The 22,539-nt window shown below is 69.7% G+C and carries 22 protein-coding genes; 5 read left to right on the top strand and 17 right to left on the bottom strand.

From position 1 onward, the window contains the following. Nucleotides 1-9 precede the first annotated feature (9 nt). The 5 genes from H976_RS0104820 to H976_RS0104840 form a co-directional block, all read right to left on the bottom strand. A complete protein-coding gene (locus H976_RS0104820) occupies nucleotides 10-1,350 on the bottom strand; it encodes an NADH-quinone oxidoreductase subunit D (protein WP_027860623.1) in 1,341 nt (446 codons plus the stop codon). Between the two features lie 239 nt (nucleotides 1,351-1,589). Continuing rightward, nucleotides 1,590-2,339 (bottom strand): NADH-quinone oxidoreductase subunit C, encoded by a 750-nt coding sequence (locus tag H976_RS0104825; RefSeq protein WP_027860624.1) that lies wholly within the window; start codon nucleotides 2,337-2,339, stop codon nucleotides 1,590-1,592. After that, nucleotides 2,339-2,893, bottom strand: coding sequence for an NADH-quinone oxidoreductase subunit B family protein (locus H976_RS0104830; protein WP_027860625.1), 555 nt, complete (start codon nucleotides 2,891-2,893; stop codon nucleotides 2,339-2,341). Before H976_RS0104830 ends, H976_RS0104825 begins: the two co-directional genes overlap by 1 nt. Nucleotides 2,894-2,949: 56 nt before the next feature. Then, on the bottom strand, nucleotides 2,950-3,309 hold the full coding sequence (locus H976_RS0104835) for an NADH-quinone oxidoreductase subunit A (RefSeq protein ID WP_027860626.1): 360 nt from the start codon (nucleotides 3,307-3,309) through the stop codon (nucleotides 2,950-2,952). Nucleotides 3,310-4,022: 713 nt separating this feature from the next. Next, nucleotides 4,023-4,712 (bottom strand): demethylmenaquinone methyltransferase, encoded by a 690-nt coding sequence (locus tag H976_RS0104840; protein ID WP_027860627.1) that lies wholly within the window; start codon nucleotides 4,710-4,712, stop codon nucleotides 4,023-4,025. Nucleotides 4,713-4,786: 74 nt separating this feature from the next. Between H976_RS0104840 and H976_RS0104845 the strand changes: the two genes are divergently transcribed. Both H976_RS0104845 and H976_RS0104850 read left to right on the top strand, forming a co-directional pair. Next, nucleotides 4,787-5,689, top strand: a complete 903-nt coding sequence (locus tag H976_RS0104845; protein WP_196803953.1) for a L,D-transpeptidase family protein — start codon at nucleotides 4,787-4,789, stop codon at nucleotides 5,687-5,689. A 58-nt stretch (nucleotides 5,690-5,747) separates the two neighbouring features. Further along, a complete protein-coding gene (locus H976_RS0104850) occupies nucleotides 5,748-7,019 on the top strand; it encodes an isochorismate synthase MenF (protein ID WP_036224733.1) in 1,272 nt (423 codons plus the stop codon). 7 nt (nucleotides 7,020-7,026) lie between these two features. Here H976_RS0104850 and H976_RS0104855 read toward each other — a convergent pair whose 3' ends face one another. The 5 genes from H976_RS0104855 to H976_RS0104875 all read right to left on the bottom strand — a co-directional run bounded on the left by H976_RS0104855 (nucleotide 7,027) and on the right by H976_RS0104875 (nucleotide 12,434). After that, complete coding sequence (locus H976_RS0104855) at nucleotides 7,027-8,163, bottom strand: polysaccharide pyruvyl transferase family protein (protein ID WP_027860630.1); 1,137 nt, start codon at nucleotides 8,161-8,163, stop codon at nucleotides 7,027-7,029. 119 nt (nucleotides 8,164-8,282) lie between these two features. Then, nucleotides 8,283-8,846, bottom strand: coding sequence for a hypothetical protein (locus H976_RS24555; protein WP_051276189.1), 564 nt, complete (start codon nucleotides 8,844-8,846; stop codon nucleotides 8,283-8,285). Nucleotides 8,847-8,897: 51 nt separating this feature from the next. Then, on the bottom strand, nucleotides 8,898-10,205 hold the full coding sequence (locus H976_RS0104865) for an MFS transporter (RefSeq protein ID WP_051276191.1): 1,308 nt from the start codon (nucleotides 10,203-10,205) through the stop codon (nucleotides 8,898-8,900). Between the two features lie 499 nt (nucleotides 10,206-10,704). Further along, complete coding sequence (locus H976_RS0104870; protein ID WP_027860632.1) at nucleotides 10,705-11,649, bottom strand: DMT family transporter; 945 nt, start codon at nucleotides 11,647-11,649, stop codon at nucleotides 10,705-10,707. 149 nt (nucleotides 11,650-11,798) lie between these two features. Then, a complete protein-coding gene (locus tag H976_RS0104875; protein ID WP_027860633.1) occupies nucleotides 11,799-12,434 on the bottom strand; it encodes an MBL fold metallo-hydrolase in 636 nt (211 codons plus the stop codon). Nucleotides 12,435-12,490: 56 nt separating this feature from the next. On the opposite strand from H976_RS0104875, the gene H976_RS0104880 reads away from it, so the two are divergent. Further along, nucleotides 12,491-14,014: an NAD(P)/FAD-dependent oxidoreductase gene (locus H976_RS0104880; protein WP_027860634.1), complete on the top strand. Its 1,524-nt coding sequence runs from the start codon at nucleotides 12,491-12,493 to the stop codon at nucleotides 14,012-14,014. An 81-nt stretch (nucleotides 14,015-14,095) separates the two neighbouring features. Here the strand turns inward: H976_RS0104880 and H976_RS0104885 are convergent, their stop codons facing one another. Genes H976_RS0104885 through H976_RS0104900 form a run of 4 tightly spaced genes read right to left on the bottom strand, consistent with a single transcriptional unit; the run spans nucleotide 14,096 to nucleotide 19,549 of the window. Further along, nucleotides 14,096-15,955, bottom strand: a complete 1,860-nt coding sequence (locus H976_RS0104885) for a Na+/H+ antiporter (protein WP_027860635.1) — start codon at nucleotides 15,953-15,955, stop codon at nucleotides 14,096-14,098. Between the two features lie 50 nt (nucleotides 15,956-16,005). Further along, nucleotides 16,006-17,616 carry a 2-succinyl-5-enolpyruvyl-6-hydroxy-3-cyclohexene-1-carboxylic-acid synthase gene (gene menD / locus H976_RS0104890; RefSeq protein ID WP_027860636.1) on the bottom strand — a complete coding sequence of 537 codons (1,611 nt, stop codon included), beginning with the start codon at nucleotides 17,614-17,616 and terminating at the stop codon, nucleotides 16,006-16,008. Continuing rightward, entirely contained in the window at nucleotides 17,613-18,566 is a 954-nt protein-coding gene (locus H976_RS0104895; RefSeq protein ID WP_027860637.1) for an o-succinylbenzoate synthase, read from the bottom strand. The genes menD and H976_RS0104895 overlap by 4 nt, the downstream gene beginning before the upstream one ends. Next, on the bottom strand, nucleotides 18,563-19,549 hold the full coding sequence (locus tag H976_RS0104900; RefSeq protein WP_081682666.1) for an AMP-binding protein: 987 nt from the start codon (nucleotides 19,547-19,549) through the stop codon (nucleotides 18,563-18,565). The genes H976_RS0104895 and H976_RS0104900 overlap by 4 nt, the downstream gene beginning before the upstream one ends. A 33-nt stretch (nucleotides 19,550-19,582) precedes the next feature. On the opposite strand from H976_RS0104900, the gene H976_RS0104905 reads away from it, so the two are divergent. Further along, nucleotides 19,583-20,476 carry a 1,4-dihydroxy-2-naphthoate polyprenyltransferase gene (locus tag H976_RS0104905; protein WP_027860639.1) on the top strand — a complete coding sequence of 298 codons (894 nt, stop codon included), beginning with the start codon at nucleotides 19,583-19,585 and terminating at the stop codon, nucleotides 20,474-20,476. Nucleotides 20,477-20,505: 29 nt separating this feature from the next. After that, a complete protein-coding gene (locus H976_RS30860) occupies nucleotides 20,506-20,640 on the top strand; it encodes a hypothetical protein (RefSeq protein WP_255337291.1) in 135 nt (44 codons plus the stop codon). Here H976_RS30860 and H976_RS24560 read toward each other — a convergent pair. The 3 genes from H976_RS24560 to H976_RS0104925 all read right to left on the bottom strand — a co-directional run. After that, the gene (locus tag H976_RS24560) at nucleotides 20,637-21,422 is read right to left on the bottom strand and encodes a phosphatase PAP2 family protein (RefSeq protein WP_051276193.1); all 786 of its coding nucleotides are present in this window, start codon (nucleotides 21,420-21,422) and stop codon (nucleotides 20,637-20,639) included. The two genes, H976_RS30860 and H976_RS24560, sit on opposite strands and share 4 nt — an antisense overlap. Continuing rightward, nucleotides 21,419-22,048: a TetR/AcrR family transcriptional regulator gene (locus H976_RS28510; protein WP_051276196.1), complete on the bottom strand. Its 630-nt coding sequence runs from the start codon at nucleotides 22,046-22,048 to the stop codon at nucleotides 21,419-21,421. The genes H976_RS24560 and H976_RS28510 overlap by 4 nt, the downstream gene beginning before the upstream one ends. A gap of 61 nt (nucleotides 22,049-22,109) precedes the next feature. Further along, a partial coding sequence (locus H976_RS0104925) for an integrase core domain-containing protein (protein ID WP_027860640.1) occupies nucleotides 22,110-22,539 on the bottom strand: 430 nt, incomplete at its 5' end.

Genomic DNA, 22,539 nt, shown 5'->3' on the forward strand with positions numbered 1-22,539 from the left:
GGTTCTCACTCACCTGTCGACTCCTCCCATCACGGGGTCGATCGAGGCGATGGCGACGATGACGTCGGCGACCATGCCGCCCTCGCTCATCACCGAGGTCGCCTGGAGGTTGGTGAAGGACGGGTCGCGGAAGTGGGCGCGGAACGGTCGGGTGCCACCGTCGGAGACGACGTGGGCACCGAGCTCGCCACGTGGCGACTCGATCGGGACGTAGGCTTGGCCGGCGGGGACGCGGAAGCCCTCGGTGACCAGCTTGAAGTGGTGGATCAGGGCCTCCATCGACTCGCCCATGATGTGCTTGATGTGGTCGAGGCTGTTGCCCATGCCGTCGCTGCCGATGGCCAGCTGGCTGGGCCACGCGATCTTCTTGTCGCCGACCATCACCGGCGCGCCGTCGAGACCGGCCAGCCGGTCGACCGCCTGCTCGACGATGCGCAGCGACTCCCACATCTCGTTGAGGCGGATCCGGAAGCGCCCGTAGGAGTCGGCGGTGTCCCAGGTCTGTACGTCGAACTCGTAGTCCTCGTAGCCGGAGTAGGGCTGGCTCTTGCGGAGGTCCCACGGGTACCCGGTCGCCCGCAACGGCGGTCCGGTGATGCCGAGGGCCAGACAGCCGGCGAGGTCGAGGTGTCCGACGCCCTCGAGGCGGGCCTTGAAGATCGGGTTGGCGTTGCAGAGCGCGGCGTACTCGGGCAGGCGCTTCTTCATCAGCGTGATGAAGTCGCGGATCTGGTCGATCGCGCCGGCCGGCATGTCCTGGGCGACGCCCCCGGGACGGATGAAGGCGTGGTTCATCCGCAGGCCGGTGATCAGCTCGAAAAGGTCGAGCACCAGCTCGCGCTCGCGGAAGCCGATCGTCATCACGGTCAGCGCGCCGATCTCCATGCCGCCAGTGGCGATGCAGACCAGGTGGGAGGAGATCCGGTTGAGCTCCATCAGGAGCACGCGCATGACCTGCGCCTTCTCCGGGATGTCCTCCTCGATGTCGAGCAGCCGCTCCACGCCGAGGCAGTAGGTCATCTCGTTGTAGAACGGGCTCAGGTAGTCCATCCGGGTGCAGAAGGTGACGCCCTGCACCCAGGAGCGGAACTCCATGTTCTTCTCGATACCGGTGTGCAGGTAGCCGATGCCGCAGCGGGCCTCGGTCACCGTCTCGCCCTCGAGCTCGAGGATCAGCCGCAGCACGCCGTGGGTGGACGGGTGCTGGGGACCCATGTTCACGACGACCTTGTTGTCGTGCTCGTCGGCGATGCCCTCGGTGATCGAGTCCCAGTCCTGGCCGGTGACGGTGAAGACCCGTCCCTGGCTGGTCTCGGAGGCGGGTGCGTAGGCGTCTTGCTCAGCGGTCATTGGAAACACCAACCATGAGAAGTCGGGGTCCCCGCGGCGTTGTTCGGGGGAGCGAAGCGGAGGAGAGGAACGTCGTGGGGTGGCTCATTAGCTGTAGCTCCGTCGCTGATCGGGCGGCGGGATGGTGCCGCCCTTGTACTCCACTGGAATGCCGCCCAGCCTCCGCGGCCGGAGGCCGCCATCAGACAGAGCGTCCTGGACTGCCCGCTGGGCTGACCAGTCGGAAGGAACAGTCGTCATCAGCTGTACGACCTCCTTTGATCCGGCGGAGGAATGGTTCCGCCCTTGTACTCGACCGGAATTCCGCCCAACGGGTAGTCCTTGCGCTGGGGGTGGCCCGGCCAGTCGTCGGGCATCTGGATGCGGGTGAGTGCGGGGTGGCCGTCGAAGATGATGCCGAAGAAGTCGAAGGTCTCGCGCTCGTGCCAGTCGTTGGTGGGGTAGGTCGCCACCACGCTGGGGATGTGCGGGTCGGCGTCGGGGCAGGTGACCTCGAGCCGGATCCGCCGGTTGTGGGTCATCGAGAGCAGGTGGTAGACCGCGTGCAGCTCACGACCGGTGTCGTCGGGGTAGTGCACCCCGCTCACGCCCGAGCAGAACTCGAAGCGCAGCTTCTCGTCGTCGCGCAGGAGCCGGGCCGTGGCGGCGAGGTCCTCGCGGCGTACGAAGAAGGTGATCTCGCCGCGGTGCACGACGACCTTCTCCACGGCGCTCTCGAGCCCACCGGCGCGAGTCGCCTCCGCGAGCGCGGTGGCCACGTCGTCCATCCAACCGCCGTACGGCGGTTCGGTGGCTCCTGGCATCTCGACGGTGCGGGTGAGCCCGCCGTACCCCGACGTGTCGCCGGTGCCGTGCACGCCGAACATGCCCTGACGACGGGTGATCACCTCGTCGGAGGTCTCGCGGACGGTGTCGAGGGAGTGGTCCTGGGTGCCGGCGATGACCTCCTTGCCCTCGGGTGCGTCAGTGCCGTCGGTCGACTCGGCCATCAGCGCATCAGGCCCTTCATCTGGCTGGTGGGCAGCGCGTTCAGGCCGGCTTCCTCGAGCTCCTCGATCTGGGCGAGGCGGTTGCTGCCGAGCTTGGCGTGCTGGACCTGGTCGTGCAGCTTGAGGATCGCGTCGATGAGCATCTCTGGCCGGGGCGGACAGCCGGGGAGGTACATGTCGACGGGCACGACGTGGTCGACACCCTGGACGACCGCGTAGTTGTTGAACATCCCGCCCGAGCTCGCGCACACACCCATGGCGAGGACCCACTTGGGCTCGGCCATCTGGTCGTAGATCTGGCGGAGGACCGGCGCCATCTTCTGGCTGACCCGACCGGCCACGATCATCAGGTCGGCCTGGCGTGGGCTGGCCCGGAAGACCTCCATGCCGAACCGCGCGAGGTCGTACTTGGGGCCGCCGCTGGTCATCATCTCGATCGCGCAGCAGGCGAGACCGAAGGTGGCCGGCCAGAAGGACGCCTTGCGCATGTAGCCCGCGACGCCCTCGACGGTCGTCAGGAGTACGCCGCTGGGGAGCTTCTCCTCGATGCCCATAAAGCTCTCAGTCCCTCTGTCGTGTGCGCTTGAGTCAGGTGGTGGTCACGCGGTCGTCAGTCCCACTCCAGGCCGCCTCGTCGCCACACGTACACGTAGGCGACGAAGACGGGGACGATGAACAGCACCATCTCGATGAGCCCGAAGAGCTGCATCTGGTCGAAGGCGACTGCGATCGGGTAGAGGAAGACGATCTCGATGTCGAAGACGATGAACATCATCGCGGTGATGTAGTAGCGGACCGGGAACCGGCCGCCGCCCACGGGCTGCGGAGTCGGCTCGATGCCGCACTCGTAGGAGTCGAGCTTGGCGCGGTTGTAGCGCTTCGGCCCGGTCAGGGAGCTGATCACGACCGAGAAGATCGCGAACCCCGCAGCGAGGATCGCGAGTGCCAGGACCGGTGTGTAGAGCGACATGATCCTCCTCGATCGGCACCGCATTCGTGAACATGTGAATGTCTTCACGAACTCGTGACGGGCATCAGCATAGAGGTCTGGATCACATCGCGCGAACCCTCCCCCGTCCATCCGAATTCAGGCTCTGACCAGCGCATTTAACCAACAAGGACGTTGCCTATTTGACCCAGGGCTCTGACCTCGGAGAAGGGTCAGTGGAGCCGGATAGTCCGATGTATCAGGACCCTTCCAGGACACCCGACAGGGGCCGTGTGCATCGGACTACCCGGGGCAGGAGCACCGCACCGGAACCCGTGGTTTCGAGACGGGCCGTGGCCGGCCCTCCTCAACCACCGAGACAGTCGACCACGTTGTCCTTCGGTGGTTGAGGAGCGAGCGCCAGCGAGCGTCTCGAAACCACTCGACCGACGTACGGCCATCACTTGGGTCGCCGCGAGTGGTCTCGACTATCCGCTCGCTCCGCTCGTTGCTCGACCACCTTGTTTGTTTCGAAGCCCTGAACCCCCGGCGCTCAGCGCGTTCACAGGGTGGTCGAGCAGCGAGCGCCAGCGAGCGATCAGTCGAGACCACCGCACCGACGTACGGCGGCTCGCCGGGTCGATCTCGCTGTGCGGTCGATCGCCAGCACCAGGCGGGTGCGATCGACCACGCAACGCAGCCAGTGGTTTCGAGACGGGCCGTGGCCGGCCCTCCTCAACCACCGAGACAGGAACCTAGGCCGTGGCGCGGTGGAGGGCGACGATGCCGCCGGAGAGGTTGCGCCACTCCGGGGTGTGCCAGCCGGCTTGCTCGATCCGGGTGGCGAGGCCGCGCTGGTCGGGCCAGGCGCGGATGGACTCGGCGAGGTAGACGTAGGCGTCCGGGCTGGAGGAGACGGCGCGGGCGACCGTGGGGAGGGCGCGCATCAGGTACTCGATATAGACGGTCCGGAAGGGCGCGAAGGTCGGTGAGCTGAACTCGCAGACCACCAACCGGCCGCCTGGCCGGGTCACTCGCAGCATCTCGCTCAGTCCGGCGTCGGGGTCGACGATGTTGCGCAGGCCGAAGGAGATCGTCACCGCGTCGAAGGTGTCATCGGCGAACGGCAGCCGGGTGGCGTCGCCGGCGGTGAACGGCAGGTGGCCGCGGTGGCGCTTGCCTTCACGCAGCATGCCGACCGAGAAGTCGCAGGGCACCACGGTGGCGCCGGCGTCGAGGAACGGCTGGGACGACGTCCCGGTGCCGGCCGCGAGGTCGAGGACCATCTCGCCCGGCTTCGGAGCGACGGCCGCGACGACCGCGTGCCGCCAGCGACGGTCCTGGCCGAGGGAGAGGACGTCGTTGGTCAGGTCGTAGCGCTTCGCGACGTCGTCGAACATCGCCTGCACCTCGGCCGGCTTCTTCTCCAGGCTCGCTCGCGTCACGGCGCCACCCTATGCAGCGGGTCATCCGGTGCGTCGCGCGGCCGGAGAGGTACGACGGGGCGAAGATGTCCGGCATGGGTGCTGGAGTGACCAGAGTGGCCAGTGTGGCCATGATCTCCGGCGTGCTCGCGGGCACGTGCGCGCTGGGGTACGGCGTCTCGCGGGCCACCTCCGACTCCGGTCCGACCGGAACCGCCGTCCAGGCAGTCGTCATCACCTCCCCCGAACCGTCGACCTCAGCGTCGCCCACGCCCACACCCACGCCCGCCCCACGACCGCGCCAGGTGACCGCGCCACTGCCCTCCCAGCGACCGGTCCAGGTGCCCGAGCCCGGACCACGGCTGCTCGGAGTCGGCGACCACGGGCCGAAGGTGCGGGACCTGCAGGCCCGGCTGCGCCAGCTCGCGTGGTACTTCGGCGACGTCGGCGACACCTGGGACAAGCAGACCACCGCCGCGATCAAGGGCTTCCAGGACAAGCGACGGATCGCCGAGACCGGGTACGTCGACCAGCGCACCCTCGACCGGCTGCACGAGATGACGCGCACGCCCACCCGGGACGAGCTGGCCAACCGGCTCCCGGGCGACCTGCACACCGATGCCCGACTCGACCCGCGCTGCCTGACCGGGCGCGCGATGTGCATCGACAAGCAGAGCAGCACGATCCGCTGGGTCGTCGACGGGAAGCTACGCCGGACGATGGCGGTGCGCTTCGGTGCGTCGTACTCCCCGACCCGCGAAGGCCTCTTCCACGTGGGCTGGAAGTCGCGCGACCACGTCTCGCACCTCTACGACTCCTCGATGCCGTTCGCGATGTTCTTCTCCGGCGGCCAGGCCGTGCACTACTCCTCCGACTTCGCCGCCCGCGGCTACCTCGGCGCCTCCCACGGTTGCGTCAACGTGCGCGACTACGCGGGCATCCAGTGGCTCTTCGACCAGGTGGACATCGGCGACAAGGTGGTCATCTACTGGTCGTGATCCACTCACCGGATCCGGGCGAAGGAGTGGCTTCGGTCACCGCGTAGGCTCGGTGCTCGTGACCAGCCCCCCTGCCGCCGACGCGCCCCCAGGCCGTCTGGTGGCTCGCACCGTCGAGGTGGTCGCCCCCGACTCGATGCCGGCGTCGCTGCTCGACCTGCTTCCCTCCGACGAGCCGATGGCCTGGCTGCGCCGCGGCGAGGGGATGGTCGCCTGGGGCGTGGCCGCGCGCTGCCGCACCAGCGGCCCGGACCGGTTCGCCGACGCCGCCGACTGGTGGCAGCAGGTCTCGAGCTCGGCGTTCGTCCGCGACGAGGTGCGCACCCCCGGCACTGGCCTGATCTGCTTCGCCAGCTTCGGCTTCGCCGACGACCCGGGCGACAGCGTCCTCGTGGTGCCGCGCGTCATCGTCGGCACCCGGCGCGGGCGGTCCTGGGTCACGATCATCGGTCAGGACGAGCTGGCCCCGATGCCGCAGCTCGACACACAGCCGATGCCACCCGCGCCGCGCAACGTGACCTTCGCCGACGGGGCGATGAGCGGCGCCGCCTGGGAGTCCGTGGTGGCCGACGCCGTACGCCGCATCGGCTCCGGCGAGCTGGAGAAGGTCGTGCTGGCCCGCGACCTGGTCGCCACCGCCGACGTCGAGATCGACGTGCGCTGGCCGCTGCGCGAGCTGGCCGAGGGCTACCAGATGTGCTGGACCTTCCACGTCGACCGGCTCTTCGGCGCCACCCCGGAGCTGTTGGTACGTCGCGAGCGCGGCCTGGTCACCTCGCGGGTGCTGGCCGGCACCATCCGGCGCACCGGCGACGACGAGCGCGACGCCGGCCTCGCGGGCCAGCTGGCGAGGTCCTCGAAGGACCTCGAGGAGCACGAGTACGCCGTGCGCTCGGTCGCCGACTCGCTGGCGCCGTACTGCTCCTCCACCAACGTGCCCGAGGTGCCGTTCGTCCTGCACCTGCCCAACGTGATGCACCTGGCCACCGACGTCACCGGCGTCGTGCACGACTCCGACGGCGCCAGCGTCCTCGAGCTGGCCGCCGCGCTGCACCCGTCCGCGGCCGTGGGCGGTACGCCGACCAAGGTGGCCGTCGAGCTGATCGCGGAGATCGAGGGCATGGACCGTGGCCGCTACGCCGGACCGGTCGGCTGGATCGACGCCGACGGTGACGGCGAGTTCGGCATCGCGCTGCGCTCGGCGCAGATCGAGGCGCACCAGGTGCGGCTGTTCGCCGGCTGCGGCATCGTCGCCGACTCCGACCCCGAGGCCGAGCTGGCCGAGGCGCAGGCGAAGTTCCTGCCGGTCCGCGACGCGCTGACCGACTAGGCAGACCTCAGCGGACGGCGGTCTCGAGGTAGTCGCGAGTCCTGGCCCGCTCGCGCGCCAAGGTCTCGTTGACCCGCTGGTGGTCGACCTGGTGGCCGAGGATCTCGCTGATCGCGCCCATCTCGGTCACGCGCTGGGAGGAGACCCCGAAGGTGTCCAGCAGGTATCCCAGCTTCTCCTCGTTGCCGTAGCCGTGGCCGACGCTGCGCCGGATGATCGTGGCGAACGGACGGTTGTTGATGAGCGCGAAGATCGTGCCGTGGAAGGTGTCGGTGACGATGGCCTCCGCGTCGCGGAAGTAGGCCAGCAGCTCGAACGGGTCGCAGTTCACGAACCGGTCGCAGCACTCCTGGACGCCGCCGAAGCAGAGGATCTCGGCACCGATGCTGCGGGCGTACTTCCGCAGGATCTCGTTCTCCTGGCTGTTCAGCCGGCCGCCGTACCCGTAGACGATGACGTACTTGCCCTCGCGCTGGCGCTCCTTGGGGATGCGGCTCTCCAGGCTCATGTAGTCGTAGGCCAGCACCGGGTCGACGTTGACCGTCGGCCGCTGCCCGGTCAGGGCCTCGACGATGCGCGCGGAGTTCTCGTCGCGCACCGAGATGGCCGCGAACGCTGCGAAGTCGCGCTCCAGGTCACCCCGGATCCCGAAGGCCTCGAGCTTGTCCAGGGTGGTGTTGCCGAACGACCCGGCGTAGGAGATCACCTTCCTGGCTGGGGACTCGTGGCCGAAGAGGTCACGCGAGTAGCCGACCCGGGTGTTGCCCTGCACGCAGTTGAAGACCTCGTCGCTGCCGATCACCTGGACGTCGAGATCGAGGTCGTGGTTGGGCTGCGGGGTGATGCCGAGCATCGGGAAGTTGCGGGCGCCGTACGTCCTCTTGTGGTTGAGGAAGCGCATGCGGTCGGACAGCTTCGCGTCGACCTGGTTGTACTCCCGGACCTTCGAGATCACCCGTCCGACCTTGGACGTCGGCTCGGCCGCGGCCGCGTCCTTGACCAGGATCGGGCCTGGTCGGTAGTCGACGAAGGACACGTTGACGTCGTCGGCGAGACCTTCGAGCAGCCGACGCAGACCGTAGCCCTGCAACGAGGATCCGTAGTTGTAGATCCGCTGCATGGACATGATTCCGACGTTCTTCACCGGGGTTGGCTCCTCGAGAGACGACATACGCCACGGGCGTCGATGGCCGGGCTCAGCTGTTCGCTGCCCCGAGCGTACGCGCCTTATCCCTTTTGTCCGTCGCTGACGGGAGGGGGCGACTAGACCGGTGGCCGTCCGCTCATCGGCGAGACCGCCGGTTTGGGTACGACGGGCTCCGGGTCGTCGCGTCGCTGCCGCACTGCGTCCTTGATCTGCTCGATGTTGTTGCGCAGCAGATCGGAGATCAGGTCGTCCATGCGCGGGTCACCGAGCATCTCGATCAGCACGCGGAGGGTGGTCTCGCTGACCTGGTGCACGATCGTGTCGTAGCCGGGCAGGTGCGAGACCACGCGCGCCGCCGGGTCGTTGCGCACCTTCTCGGCCACCAGAGCGACCAGGTCGTCGTGGTTCTCCACCAGCGCAGTGGAGATGTTCTTCGTGTAGTGGCCCGACGCGAGCACCGCGCTCACCTCGTCCAGCACGGCGACCGTGATCGGCCGTTTGACCAGGTCGATCGCCCAGAGGGAGAGCCGGTTCATCCGCCGGATCGCCCACGGGGTGTGCAGCCCGCGTCGGACGAGCACCCAGGTCAGCAGCGCCGACAGGATCGACAGCACGGCGAACGCCGCCACGACCACCAGCAGGAACTGGGGGACGGAGAGGCTGCGCAGCCAGTCGATCACGGGGACATCCTGCCCTGTCCGCCGCAGATGGGCTCCCTCGAAAAGGGCGAGTCAGTCGAGCGGGTGCGCCATCTCGTCCTGCGGCAGCCTCGCCCACAGGATCGCGACCACCGCGAACACGAGCGGGGTCACGCCGGCCAGCAGGAACGTGTCCGCGAGGCCGATGGCGTTCGAGACCGGTCCGGCCAGCGCCATCGAGATCGGCATCAGGCTCACCGAGACGAAGAAGTCCAGCGAGGCGACCCGCCCCAGCAGGTGTGCGGGCACCCGGCGCTGGAGCAGCGTCCCCCAGATCACCATGGGCGCGCTGAACAGAGCGCCCAGCACGAACGCGCACGCCACCACGACCCAGACCGCCGACGCGCGACCCATCAGGATCATCGGCAGGCAGGCGACGCCCCACATCAGGTTCATCAAGGTGAGGTAGCGACGCGGCATCCGCAGCGAGGCCATCACCATCGATCCGACGGCACCGCCGATCCCGAACGAGGCGAGCACCATCGCGTGGTCTCCGGCATTGCCTCCCAGACGGTCCTTGACTACGAACGGGATCAGCACCTCGAGCGGACCCATCACCGCGAGCACCATCAGCGACGCGAACAGCAGGGTGGCGAGCAGCCACGGCGTACGCAGCATGTAGGAGATGCCGTCGCGCATGTCGTGCAGGGCTCCGCGCACCGGGTGGACGTCCACGGTCGAGAGGTCGCGTCGCACCGGCGTACGCGGGAGTCGGATCTGGACGACGACACCGACCGTCGCGACGACCGCTGCGACCAGGCACGCCCAGGCCGGCGAGGCGATCCCGACGACGACACCGGCGACGCCGGGGCCGATGGCCTCCGCCACCAGCGGCCGGACCATCCCCTCGAAGCCGTTGACGGCCATCAGGTCGGACTCGGGCACGATCGCGGGCAGCCAGGCGGAGTACGCCGCGTAGTAGAACGCCATCCCCGCTCCGAGGAAGAACGACACGACGCCGAGGTGCCACAGCTCGGTGGCTCCGGCCAGCGACAGCACGGTGACGACGGTGTAGCTGACCACCTCGGCGCTGGCGACGGTCATCACGATCAGCTTCTGCGGGACCCGGTCGGCGATCACGCCCGCCAGCAGGGCCGGAAGGAGTACGCCGATCGCGCCGGCCGTCGAGACGACGGAGAGCTGCGCCGGTCCGCCACCGAGTCGGATGACCTCCCAGACGAGAGCCACGGTCCACACGCCGTACGCGAAGGCGCCGCAGGCCAGCGCGACCGCCATCCTGCGGTAGGCCGGGATGCGGAACGGGGTGAGCATCCGCGGCAGCTGCCGGACGCTCGGCGTCTCGCGGGTCAGCTCGTCCTCGGTGACCGTGGGCTCGATCATCACTCCTCCTCTCGCCCCCCAGTGTGGGGCTGAGGTGGCACTCCGGGCCACGGGATATCCCCGTGCCGAGGCGAGCCGCTGCACGTCATACGAAACGGCTGTCATGGCGACCAGAACGTATGACGTCCCACGAATCGGTCGGCGACGAGAACTACGCCGGCGAGGGCCGTGAGGTGACCGCTGGATGCGCCGTGGCAACCATCGGGAGCGCCGTAACCCCCCGCACTCCCGATGGCGGTTCTCCCGGCGATAGCTGCGCCAAGGAGAAGTCCGTTGCCCGCGGTCACGCATCGCAGAGACCGGGGTCCGGGGTCAGTGGGTGCTGAGCGGAAACTTACACCGAGTTCGCCGGTTTGGCATTGACGACATCGATTCGCGTGCGGACGATGGAGCGCAGACCGGTGCCCCCTGCTGCGCATCCCCCCGCTCATGCAGGGGGCCTCGGCTTCCCACTTCCAGATCCGACGCCCCTCCACTCACTCCGCGGGGACCTGATCGATCAGAGGGGCACGGGGCCCTCGGGGACCGCGCCACCCTCCTCGTCCTCCTCCTCGAGGCCGGCGACCGCGACGAGGATCAGCGCGGCGCCGATGATGCCGAGCAGGCCGAGCCGCTCGCCGAGGATGACGGCGGCGAGGACGGCGGCGGTCACGGGTTCGAGGAGGGTCGCCACGAGGGCAGCGCTGCCGGTGACGGTGCGCAGGCCGGCGTACAGCAGCGCGTAGGCCAGCGCGAGCGTGGCGACGCCGAGGTAGACGAGCAGCACGGCCACCTGCGGATCACTCGGGACGTAGGGGCCACCGGCCAGCAGGCCGAACGGCAGCAGGGCGATCGCACCGGCGGTGGAGGTCGCCGTGGTGAGGGCCAGTGGGGTGGTCAAGCCGGTGAGCGGTCGGCCGATCCCGGTGGCCAGCGCGTACGTCGCTCCGGAGGCCGCTGCGAGGAGCACGCCCAGGAGCGGGTGCGGTCCCGTGGTCGACGTACCCGCGTCTGCGCTGACCAGGACGAGACCACCGAGGGCGGCACCCAGCACGAGCAACCGCATCCGGCTCGGCCACCTCCGCGCGGCGACGCTCTCCGCGATCGTCAGGAGCACCGGCGCCAGGCCGAGCGCCACGACGGTCGAGACGGTGACGCCGACGGCGAGCACGGCGCCGAAGTACAGCGCCTGGTAGGCACCCGTGCAGCAGCCGACGATGACCGCCGTGCCGGGCCGTTGTCGCATGAGTCGGCGCAGGTCGGCGAAGCCGCGAGTCACCAGCAGCGCGGCGAAGAGTACGACGGCGGCGAGCACCATCCGCCAGGTGCTGACCACCAGCACCGACATCGGCTCGCGGTCGCGGATGAGCTGCATGACGAGTCCGCCGGTGCCCCAGAGCACACCGGCGAGGGACACCTGCAGGAGGCCGAGACGGGCACGGCCGGAGGAGAACGGGGAGGACATGGGAGGGCTGCTTCCGACGTCGGGACGAGGGGTCGTCTGAGCAGCTGTCGCGCACCGACCCAGGAAGTCGGTGCGGTGCCGCTCCGGTCAGGCAGCCGGAGGGGGTACGACGAGGCGGTGTCGGATCACGTGAGGGATCCTGCCACGTCTCAGAGGTCGGCGCCCTCCGCGAGTCTCGTGAACTGCAGACCGCGCTCGCCGAGCATCCGGGTCAGGTGGGCGTCGACCATCCCGAGCCCGATCTCGCTGTAGATCTTGTCGTGGATGGCGAGCGACCTCGCAGCGCCGACCTCGCGACCGAAGTCGATGCACTCACCGACCTTGAGCCAGGGCGCGCTGACCGGCAGCAGCAGCAGGTCGACCTGCTCCGGCGGCGGCGTCAGCGAGTCGCCGGGGTGGTAGATCTTCTGGCCCTCGACCTCGAGGACGTAGCCGCTGTTGTCGAAGCGCGGGTAGTCCTGGTGGATGACGGCGTGCTTCTCGCCCACGACCTGGACCGGCACCCCGACGTCGTACGACGCACCGGGCTCGACCACGGTCAGCCGCTCGGCGACGTCGGGAGCGTCGTTGCGGATCTGCTCGGCGACGGCACCGATGGTGAACACCGGGGCGTCGGTACGCCGCAGGTGTTCGGGCGAGTAGTGGTCGGCGTGCTCGTGGGTGATGAGCACGGCGGTGGCCCCGTCGACGGCCTCGGGCTCGGTGAACCCGCCGGGGTCGAGGACGACCACGTGGCCGTCGGTCTCGAGTCTCACGCACGCATGTCCGAACTTCGTGATCCGCATGAAATCAGCGTAAGGTGCCGCTCTATTGAACGGAGTTCAAGAAAGGGACTGGTGTCATGGCAGACCGCGAGGTGACGATCGTCGGCGCCGGTTTCGGCGGCATGGGCGCGGCCATCAGCCTCAAGAAGCTGGGGTACGACGACCTCCTGATCCTCGAGCGCGAGGACGATCTCGGCGGCACCTGGCACGTCAACCACTACCCCGGCCTGGCCGTCGACATCGCGAGCGTCACCTACTCCTACTCCTTCGAGCCCAACCCCCACTGGCAGCACTGGTTCGCCCGCGGAGCCGAGCTGAAGCAGTACGCCGAGCACGTCGCCGACACCTACGACCTGCGCCGGCACATGCGCTTCGCGGTGTCGGTCGAAGGCGCCCGCTGGGACGAGGACGAGCAGCACTGGGTCGTGTCCGTAGGTGGTCGAGCAGCGAGCGCAGCGAGCGATCAGTCGAGACCACCCGGCGTCGGGACCACCTTCACCACCCGCTTCCTGTTGACCGCCACCGGCTTCCTCTCCCAGCCGCGACTGCCCCGCATCGAGGGCGTGCACCAGTTCGCCGGCGAGGTCGTCCACACCGCGAAGTGGGACGACTCCACTTCTCTCGAGGGCAAGCGAGTCGCGGTGATCGGCACCGGTGCGACAGCGGTGCAGCTGATCCCGGAGATCGCCGACGTGGCCTCGGCGCTGACCGTCTATCAACGCACACCGATCTGGGTCACCCCGAAGACCGACTTCCGGATCCCCCGGTGGCTGCAGCGGCTGTTCGCCGTACAGCCATGGACGCAGCGGCTCGCCCGTCGGGCCAACAGCGCCTGGCTCGAGGGGTTGATGGTCACGGCGGTGCTGCACTACCGGCAGGCCCGGTTCTTCAACCAGGCCGCCGCACGGCTGTCGAAACGCCACCTCGCCAAGCAGGTCGCCGACCCCGAGCTGCGCCGGAAGCTGACGCCCGACTACAGCTTCGGCTGCAAGCGGCCGACCTTCTCCAACGACTACTTCCCGACCTTCACCCGGCCGCACGTCACGCTCGAGACGACACCGATCGATCGCATCACGCCGACCGGGATCGTCACGACCGACGGCCAGGAGACGACCGTGGACACCCTCGTCCTCGCCACCGGCTTCAACCTGTGGGACGCGAACTTCCCGGCCATCGAGGTGATCGGCCGCGAGGGTCGCAACCTCGGCAAGTGGTGGCGCGAGCAGGGCTACCAGGCCTACGAGGGCGTCTCGGTGCCGCAGTTCCCCAACTTCATCACCCTGAGCTCGCCGTACAGCTACTCCGGGCTGTCCTACTTCATGACCATCGAGGTGCAGATGCGCCACCTCGAACGAGTCTTCGGCTCACTCGCCAGCAGCGGCGCCCGCACCTTCGAGATCAGCGAGCGCGCCAACGACGAGTTCCTGGCCCGGATGCTCGCGCGGATGGACGACACCGTCTTCACCCTCGGCTCGTGCGCCACCTCGCGCAGCTACTACTACACCAACGAGGGCGACGCCGTGATCCTCCGCCCGACGTCCTCCAGGAGCGCCCGCAAGGCGGTCGAGTCCTTCCCGATCACCGACTACGAGCTCGCGTAGAGCTGGATAGTCCAGAACGAAACGCCGCTGCGGGTCGGCGTACGAGCGGTCAAGCGTTCTGGACTATCCGGTACGACGCAGTCACCCCGTCAGCTGGTCGACGAAGCACCAGCGCCAGTCCTCGCCGGCCTCGGCCGAGCGCATCACCTCGTGGCCGGCCTCGGCGAAGTGGGCACTGGCGTGGCGCTCGGGTGAGGAGTCGCAGCAGGCGATGTGGCCGCAGAGCACGCACATCCGCAGGTGCACCCACTGGGTGCCCTGACGCACGCAGTCGCCGCACTCGCCGGGGGTGTCGGGGTCGACGGGCGGGCGCACCAGCCGCAGGTGCTCGCAGTCGCCCTCGAGGCTGACCACCTTCTGGCTGGCCCGCACCCGCTCGCGCTCCTCGGCGGAGTAGTCGAGCATCGACTCCTCGACGTCCAGCATCGAGAGCACGTCGTCGACGACCTCGTGCGCGACGGTGCCGGTGTCGCGGATCTCCACCACCCGCTCGCGTTCGGCGTCGATCATCAGCTTGCGCCGTCGCGCGTAGATGTCGCTCGGCGTCTCGTCCTCGCTGGCACCGAGCCGTTCCCAGGCAGCGTTGTCACGGCGCAGCACCCGGTCGCGGATCTGTTCGCTGACGGCGTGCGGGTCGTCCTCCTCCAGCTCGTCGAGCTTCGCCAGCCCGGCCTGCCCCGCTTGGTGCAGCAGGTTGGCCCGGGCGAGCGCATCGGCGGCCGGGTCCGGCGAGGGCACCTTCAACCGGTGGGCCAGCCAGGGCAGCGACAACCCCTGGATGAACAGGGTCCCGGCGGTGACGGTGAACGCGATCAGGAGGAGTACGTCGCGGTGCGGCGTGTGCAGCGGGATCACGAAGGCGGCCGCGAGCGTGACGACGCCGCGCATCCCCGCCCAGCCGAGCAGGAAGGTGTAGGTCCACGGCGGGACCTTTCCGCTCGCGTCCGGCCCAGGACGCACCAACAGGTAGCGGGCGAAGAACACCCAGACGACCCGGAGCACGATCACCCCGACCAGGGTGGAACCGCAGACTGCCGCGATCCGGCCGAAGGTCATCTCGCCGCCCAGGGCGTCGCCGATGATCGAGCGCGCCTGCAGGCCGATCAGGAGGAAGACGCCACTCTCCAGCAGGAAGGCGATGCTGCGCCAGTTCATCCGCTCCGCGATCCGCGACTGGGCCGTCTGCAGGATCGGCGACTTGTGTGCGAGCAGCAGGCCGGCGACCACGACGCTCACCACGCCGGAGGCGTTGATCTGCTCAGCCGTGACGTACGCCGCGAACGGGGTCAGGAAGCTCAGGCTGCTGTCGATCACCGGATCGGTGACGTGCTTGCGGACGAAGCCGATGACGAAGAAGAAGACCAACCCGATCAGAATCCCGCCGCCTGCTGCCACCACGAAGTCGCGCCCGACGATGTACCAGGCGACGGTGGCCGTGATCGACGCGATCGCCGTGTTCAGGGCCACCAGAGCGGTCGCGTCGTTGAGCAGCGACTCGCCCTCGAGGATGGTGACGATCCGGCGCGGCAGGCCGATCCGTCGTCCGATGGCGGTGGCCGCGACAGCATCTGGCGGCGCCACGACCGCTCCGATCGCGAAGGCAGGCGCCCAGCCGAGATCCGGGATGAGGGCGTGCACGACGACCGCGACCCCCACGGCGGTGAACGCGACCAGGCCGACCGACAGCAGCAGGATCGCCCTGCGGTTGGCGTTGAAGTCGACCAGCGAGGTCTGGATGGCGGCGGCGTACAGCAACGGCGGGAGGAGTCCGAACAGCACCACCTCGGGCTCGAGGGCGACGTCGGGCACGAACGGCAGGTAGGAGCCGACCACCCCGACCGCGATCAGGACGAGCGGCGACGGGAGGTCGAGCTTGGAGCAGACGCCCGCGACGACGATGACGGTCGCGACGATCCCGACCAGCGTGAGCACCAGATCCATGCCCACATCATCGTCTGTTCCGGCTCGGGCATTCCCGCACGGTCAGTGGGTCAGTCCGCTAGTGCCCGTATCGCCCCGTCCAGCTCGCGCCGGTTGTCGCGGCGGATCACGGCCTCGACGACCTCGATGCCGCCGTTGGGGCTGGCCAGCGCGTGCTCCAGCTCGGCCCGGTCGGTCACCCGCCAGTGCGGCGTACGGGTGGCCGCGCACAGTGCCGCGAGGTCCACCCCGTGGGGAGTGCCGAACAGCTTGTCGTACGACGAGGCGTGCTCGGGCGCACCCTGTTCGAGGGTCGCGAAGATCGAGCCGCCGTCGTCGTTCGCGACCACGATGGTCAGGTCGGGCCGCGGCTCGTCCGGGCCGATCACGAGCGCGGTGGTGTCGTGCAGGAAGGTCACGTCGCCGACGTACGCGATCGCACGCGTGCTCCGTGGCCGTCCGAGCGTGGCCCCGATCGCCGACGAGATGGTGCCGTCGATGCCGGCCAGACCGCGGTTGGCCAGCACCATCCGCCGCTGGCCGACGGGGTGGGCAGTGGCCATCAGGTCGAGGTCGCGGATCGGGTTGCTCGCCCCGACGAACAGCAGTCCGCCCGGCGGGTTGGCGGCGTTGACGACCGCTGCGACGTCGTACGGCGTGAGGCCGGGCTGCTCGGCGACGAAGGCGTCGATACGCCGACCCAGTGACCGGTCGGCCTCGCGCCACTCCTCGAGCCAGGCCGGGTCGTCGGCGTCGGCCCGGACCGCGACGTGCTCGGAGGTGACCGGGGAGGGCCGGTCGGGCCAGCGCCCCTGCGCACGGACCGAGACCACCTCGACGTCCTTGCGCGCCAGCAGCCGCATCACCGGGCGCGACAGGGTCGGGTGCCCGAAGACCACCACCCGTTCGACCCGCGCGCCGAGGTCGGTGCCGAGCAGCAGCCGGTAGGTGCGGATCGGGTTCTTCCCCGTCCGCGACCCACTGCTCGGCTCGGCCAGCAACGGCCAGTTCGCCTGCTCCGCCAGCGTCCGCGCCGGTGGCCCCGAGTCGTCTCCCGCCACCACCACCGTCCGCGGTCCCAGCGCCAGCACGTCGACCTCGTCGTCGTCCGGATCCCGCCACCACGGATAGTCCCGAGTGATCGGACCCTCGACACGCCGATCCGAAGGGTCCGTTCGTTCGGGACTATCCGGCTCCGGGGTCAGCGGGTCGTCGAGCTGGCAGTTGAGGTGGATCGGGCCGCCGGGGAGCCAGGCGGCGGCCAGGGCGTCCGGGGAGGGTACGACGAGGTCGGCGAAGCTGGCTGCGTCGCCGAACAGGCGCACCTGGTCGGTGGTCTGGTTGGCGCCGGTGCCGCGGAGGCGGGCCGGGCGGTCGGCGGTGACCGCGACGAGGGGTACGCCGGCATGGGCCGCCTCGAGCACGGCCGGGTGCAGGTTGGCCGTCGCGGTCCCCGAGGTCGTCACCACTGCGACCGGCCGGCGCGAGCCCTTGGCCAGTCCGAGGGCCAGGAAGGCGGCGGTGCGCTCGTCGATGCGCGTGTGCAGCCGGACCCGCTCGTCGGCGAGCAGCGCGAAGGACAGGGGCGCGTTGCGCGACCCGGGGCACAGCACCGCGTCGGTCATCCCGCGCTCCACCAGCTGGTCGACCAGCCAGGTGGCGAGTTCCGTCGAGGCCGTCACGAGCGACGATCCTGCCGCACGGCCTCGACCTCGGCCATCCGGCGACGCCAGTGCTCCTCCCGCTCGGGGGAGGCGGCCAGCTGCTGCAGTCGCGCGGCATCCACGGTCGGTCGGCGTACGGGCAGGGCCCCGTCGACCGGTAGCAACGGGTCGGCCACCACGTCGTCGGTCAGGAGCTGCACGGTCGCCAGCCCGCACGCGTAGGGCAGCTCCGGCAGGGCCGCCGCCAGCGCGACCCCGGCCGCGATGCCGATGCTCGACTCGACCGCGCTGGAGACCACCACCGGCAGTCCGATGTCCTCGGCGATCCGCAGGCAGGCGCGTACGCCGCCCAGCGGCTGCACCTTCAGTACGGCGATGTCGGCCGCCTCGAGATCGCGCACCCGATAGGGATCCACCACCCGGCGGATCGACTCGTCCGCGGCGATCGGCACCGCGACACGACGCCGTACCACCGCCAGGTCCTCGACCGAGGCGACCGGCTGCTCGACATACTCCAGTCCCCCGGCCGCCCGCTCCAGCACCGGGATCCGCGCGACCGCCTCGTCGACCGACCAGCCACCGTTGACGTCGATGCGGACCAGCCCGTCGGCACCGAGCGCGTCCCGGACCGCCTCGAGCCGCGCCTCGTCCTCGCCCGGTTGCTGACCGGCCTCGGCAACCTTGACCTTCGCCGTCCGGCAGCCGGCCGAGCCGAGCACGATCTCCCGAGCCTTCTCCGGCGAGCAGGCCGGCACGGTCACGTTCACCGGGACCGACCAGCGCAGCGGCTCGGGCCAGCCGACGTCGGCCGCCTCGCGCGCGCAGGCCAGCCAGGGCGCCGACGTCGCGGCGTCGTACTCCAGGAACGGGCTGAACTCGCCCCACCCCGCCTCACCCTCCACCAGCGCGCCCTCGCGGAGGGTGAGTCCGCGGAAGCGGGTGCGCAGCGGGATCGAGAAAACCCTCATGCCAGGTCCCGCAGCAGCAGCCGGTGCACCTTGCCGTTGGACAGCAGCGGCAGGTCGGGAAGGGTGACGACCTGTCGGGGCGCCCACTCGCGCGGGAGCTCCAGCGACACGTAGTCACGCAGGTCGTCGAGCGCGACGTCGCCGACCACGAAGGCGACCACTCGCTGCCCCCACTCGTCGTCGGGTACGCCGAGCACCTCGACCGCCTCGACGCCCGGGTGCCCCCGGAGCCGCGCGGCCAAGGCCTGGGCCGGCACCTTCACACCCCCGCTGATGATCACGTCGTCGGCCCGGCCGGTGACCCAGAGCCGACCGTCCCCGTCGAGGCGACCGAGGTCGCTGGTCCGGAACCAGCCGTCCTTCATCACGGCCGCGGTCCGGGAAGGCTCGTCCTCGTAGCCGTCGAACAGCACCGGCCCTCGCAGCTGCACCTCGCCCTCGTCGATGCGCACCTCGACGCCGGGCAGCGGCCGTCCGTCGTACACGCAGCCGCCGCAGGTCTCGCTCATCCCGTAGGTCTGCACGATCGTGACTCCTCGCCCCTCGGCCTCGCGGCGTAGGTCCGGCGCCAGCGGCCCGCCACCGACGAGCACTGCGTCGAACCGCGTGAGTGGCGCGGCGTCCGCGGCCAACGCCCGCACGAGCTGGGTCGGGACGAGCGAGACGTAGGATCGCGGGCCGCTCACGCTCTCGACGTCGTACGCCGGTTCGGTGCCCGCCACGACCGAGCGGTAGAGCACCTGCACGCCGGCGACGTACGACGGAGGCAGGTTCAGCACCCACTGGCCGGGACCACCCAACCGTTCCTGGGTGGCCAGCGCCGAGGCCCGCATCGCGACGCGCGAGAGGACCACACGCTTCGGCTGTCCCGTCGAGCCCGAGGTGGCGATGACGAGGGGTCCCGGGTCGGGTGCGGCGTCCCACTCACGCAGCAGGGCGAGGATCTCCTCGGCGCTGCCGGAGACGGGGCGCAGGCTGCTCACGCCCGCGAATCTAGCCCTGACACAATCCCCGCCATGGCCACCCCCGCCCAATGGTTCGCCGGCGCGCGCCCGCGCACGCTGCCTGCCGCCATCTCCCCCGTGCTGGCCGGGACCGGCGTCGCGGTGTGGGAGGAGGAGGCGGTCTGGTGGAAGGCGCTGCTCGCCCTGGTCGTCTCGCTGCTGCTCCAGGTCGGGGTCAACTACGCCAACGACTACTCCGACGGCGTCCGCGGCACCGACGACGCCCGCGTGGGTCCCATGCGGCTGGTCGGCAGCAAGGCGGCGACACCGCGAGCCGTGAAGACGGCCGCCTTCCTGTCGCTGGGCGGCGCCGGTCTCGTCGGCCTGGTGCTGGCCGCGACCACGGCCTGGTGGCTGGTCGGGGTCGGCTTGCTCTGCATCCTCGCGGCCTGGTTCTACACCGGCGGGTCGCGGCCCTACGGCTACATGGGCCTCGGCGAGGTGATGGTCTTCGTCTTCTTCGGCCTGGTCGCGGTGATCGGCACGACGTACGTCCAGACCCAGAGCTTCGAGCTCCCCGCGCTGTACGCCGGCATCGGGATCGGCGCCCTGGCCTGCGCCATCCTGGTCGCCAACAACCTGCGCGACATCCCGACCGACAAGCGCGCGGGCAAGCGGACCCTGGCCGTCGCCCTGGGTGACGACCGCACCCGCCACCTCTACGGCCTGCTGGTCGACCTCGCCGTCGTGGCCCTCATCGGAGTCGCGCTGACCACCTCCTGGTGGGTCCTGCTCGCCCTGGTCGCCGGCTGGCCGGCGGTCCGGGCCGTGACCATCGTGCTGGGCGACAAGGCCATCGGGGCCGACCTGATCCCGGTGCTCCAGCAGACCGGGATCGCCGAGCTGTTGTACGCCGCCGGGCTGTTCGCCGGGCTGACCATCAGCAACGTCATCTCGTCGGTGTGAACCAACCACCTCGATGACACACTGAGCGCATGTGGTTCCTCATCCTGGTGATCATCGTGGGCGTGTGCGCGCTGGCGTACGTCAACCGAGTCACGCTGCTGTCCAAGATGCTCGGTCAGTCCGAGACCCGCATCGCGCGTCAGCTGAAGCGCAAGCGCTCCTAGCCCCGGGACCGCCACACCGCGCCGGCAGCCCACGCGGCGGCGTACCCCACCAGGACGCAGGCTCCGCCGGCCACCACGTCGAGCAGGAAGTGGTTGGCGGTCGCGATCACGACAGCCACCTGGATCGTGGGATAGGCGACGGCGGCCACCTTCCACTTGCCGCCGAAGCCCCACATCTGGATGCCGCACCACAGCGACCAGCCGAAGTGCAGCGAGGGCATCGCGGCGAACTGGTTGGTGGCGTCGCCGATCCCGCGAGGGGCAGATGCGGCGGCCCCCCACCACCCGTAGGCGGAGAAGTGCTGCAGGACGTCGACCGTGCCGAGTCCCGGCACCAGGCGGGGCGGGGCGGCTGGATACAGGGCGTAGCAGACCAGCCCGATGGCGGAGGCCACCACGAGTGCGACGTACCCCCGGACGTAGCGCCAGCCACCGCGCGCTCGCGAGACCAGCAGGACGATCGGCGTCATCGCGTAGTGCAGGACCGCGTAGTAGTAGCAGGCCGCGACCGCGAGTGGCACGACCGTGAGGAGCCAGTGGTTGAGCGGCAGCTCGAGGTGGCGGAACAGCGGGCCTTCGAGGGAGGCGATGTCGTGCGCGTGGCGCAGGGCCTCGGACCGGTCGTCTCCGTCGAGTCCGCGGACCCAGTTGTAGCCGACGGCGAGGACCACGAGCACCAGGAGCTCGACGTACTTCGGACGCAGGCGGTGCCGCCGGACCGGGGCAACGGTCCGCTGTTCATCAAGCGTGCCGGCGGTGACGGCCGAGTCGAGCTGGGTCACTGCAGTCTCTCCACCGTGCTGCGCACGAGCTGGACGGCTCGACGCTCGACGTGCTCCTCGGACTTCGAGGTCCGCGCCCACTCGTCGAGGGCAGCGCGTACGGCGGCGGCACCGAGCGCCAGCACCATGGAGGCCTCGGTCTCGAGGTCGGCACCTTCCTTGAACTCGGGATGGGAGCCGAGGATCTCCGCGACGCTCGCGGTCAGCTGGTGCTTGCGGGCATGCAGCTGCGCGAACTGGCAGGTGAGGATCTCCGGGTGCCGGCGGATCACCTTGATGCGGTCGCGGTGGACCGCCGAGCCCGCCGGGGTGGCGATGCCCATCACCGACACGACGAGCCGGATCACCAGCTCTACCAGGTCCTCGCCACGGGACGCGGCCTCGCTCAGCTCCTCGACGAGGTCCCGCTCGCCGGGATCGGCGGGCTGGATCCCCAGGAGGGCGGAGTCCTTGCTGTCGAAGTAGTTGAAGAACGTGCGCGGCGAGACACCGGCCCGCTCACTGATCGCATCGATCGTCGCCGCATCGGGCCCGTCGCGGAGCACCAGCTCCACGGCCGCTGCCTGGATGCGCACGGAGGTCTCTGCACGCTTGCGGTCGCGCAGACCGGGACCTGGAGTTGGCACAGGACCACGGTAGCCAAAGGTGCACTCCTGCAAAAATGCATTAATGCACGACTATCGGCGCCTAGTTGTGATGCCCAGCCAGGTTGTTCAACCTGGTGCTGGGTGCAGCCTTTCCGACCGCTGAGTGAGGCCGGTGGTGGTTGTACTCGTGGATCCATGCTGGCAGGGCTGCCATGCGCGCGGAATCGGAGTTGTAGAACTTCTTGAAAGCCCAGCCCTCGACGAGGGTGCGGTGGAACCGCTCGATCTTGCCGTTGGTCTGTGGTCGGTAGGGCCGGGTGCGCTTGTGGGTGACGTCGAGTTGGGCGCAGGTGTCGCGCCAGAGGAATGATCGGTAGCAGCCGCCGTTATCGGTCAAGACCCGTTGGACGGTGACGCCGCGCTCGGCGAACCAGGCCACTGCGTTGCGGAGAACCTCCGCGGCGGTCTCGCCTGTCTCGTCGTTGCGTGCCTCGACATAGGCGACCCGGGAGTGGTCATCGATGACTGTG

The sequence above is a fragment of the Marmoricola sp. URHB0036 genome (genome assembly GCF_000426045.1).
Classification (GTDB): Bacteria; Actinomycetota; Actinomycetes; order Propionibacteriales; family Nocardioidaceae; genus Marmoricola.

Bases quoted from the DNA above. Each gene is read 5' to 3' on its own strand.
- H976_RS0104820 (WP_027860623.1), bottom strand. From the start codon at position 1,350: ATGACCGCTGAGCAAGACGCCTACGCACCCGCCTCCGAGACCAGCCAG.
- H976_RS0104825 (WP_027860624.1), bottom strand. From the start codon at position 2,339: ATGGCCGAGTCGACCGACGGCACTGACGCACCCGAGGGCAAGGAGGTC.
- H976_RS0104830 (WP_027860625.1), bottom strand. From the start codon at position 2,893: ATGGGCATCGAGGAGAAGCTCCCCAGCGGCGTACTCCTGACGACCGTC.
- H976_RS0104835 (WP_027860626.1), bottom strand. From the start codon at position 3,309: ATGTCGCTCTACACACCGGTCCTGGCACTCGCGATCCTCGCTGCGGGG.
- H976_RS0104845 (WP_196803953.1), top strand. From the start codon at position 4,787: ATGGGTGCTGGAGTGACCAGAGTGGCCAGTGTGGCCATGATCTCCGGC.
- H976_RS0104865 (WP_051276191.1), bottom strand. From the start codon at position 10,205: ATGATCGAGCCCACGGTCACCGAGGACGAGCTGACCCGCGAGACGCCG.
- H976_RS0104870 (WP_027860632.1), bottom strand. From the start codon at position 11,649: ATGTCCTCCCCGTTCTCCTCCGGCCGTGCCCGTCTCGGCCTCCTGCAG.
- H976_RS0104875 (WP_027860633.1), bottom strand. From the start codon at position 12,434: ATGCGGATCACGAAGTTCGGACATGCGTGCGTGAGACTCGAGACCGAC.
- H976_RS0104880 (WP_027860634.1), top strand. From the start codon at position 12,491: ATGGCAGACCGCGAGGTGACGATCGTCGGCGCCGGTTTCGGCGGCATG.
- H976_RS0104885 (WP_027860635.1), bottom strand. From the start codon at position 15,955: ATGGATCTGGTGCTCACGCTGGTCGGGATCGTCGCGACCGTCATCGTC.
- H976_RS0104895 (WP_027860637.1), bottom strand. From the start codon at position 18,566: ATGAGGGTTTTCTCGATCCCGCTGCGCACCCGCTTCCGCGGACTCACC.
- H976_RS0104905 (WP_027860639.1), top strand. From the start codon at position 19,583: ATGGCCACCCCCGCCCAATGGTTCGCCGGCGCGCGCCCGCGCACGCTG.
- H976_RS30860 (WP_255337291.1), top strand. From the start codon at position 20,506: ATGTGGTTCCTCATCCTGGTGATCATCGTGGGCGTGTGCGCGCTGGCG.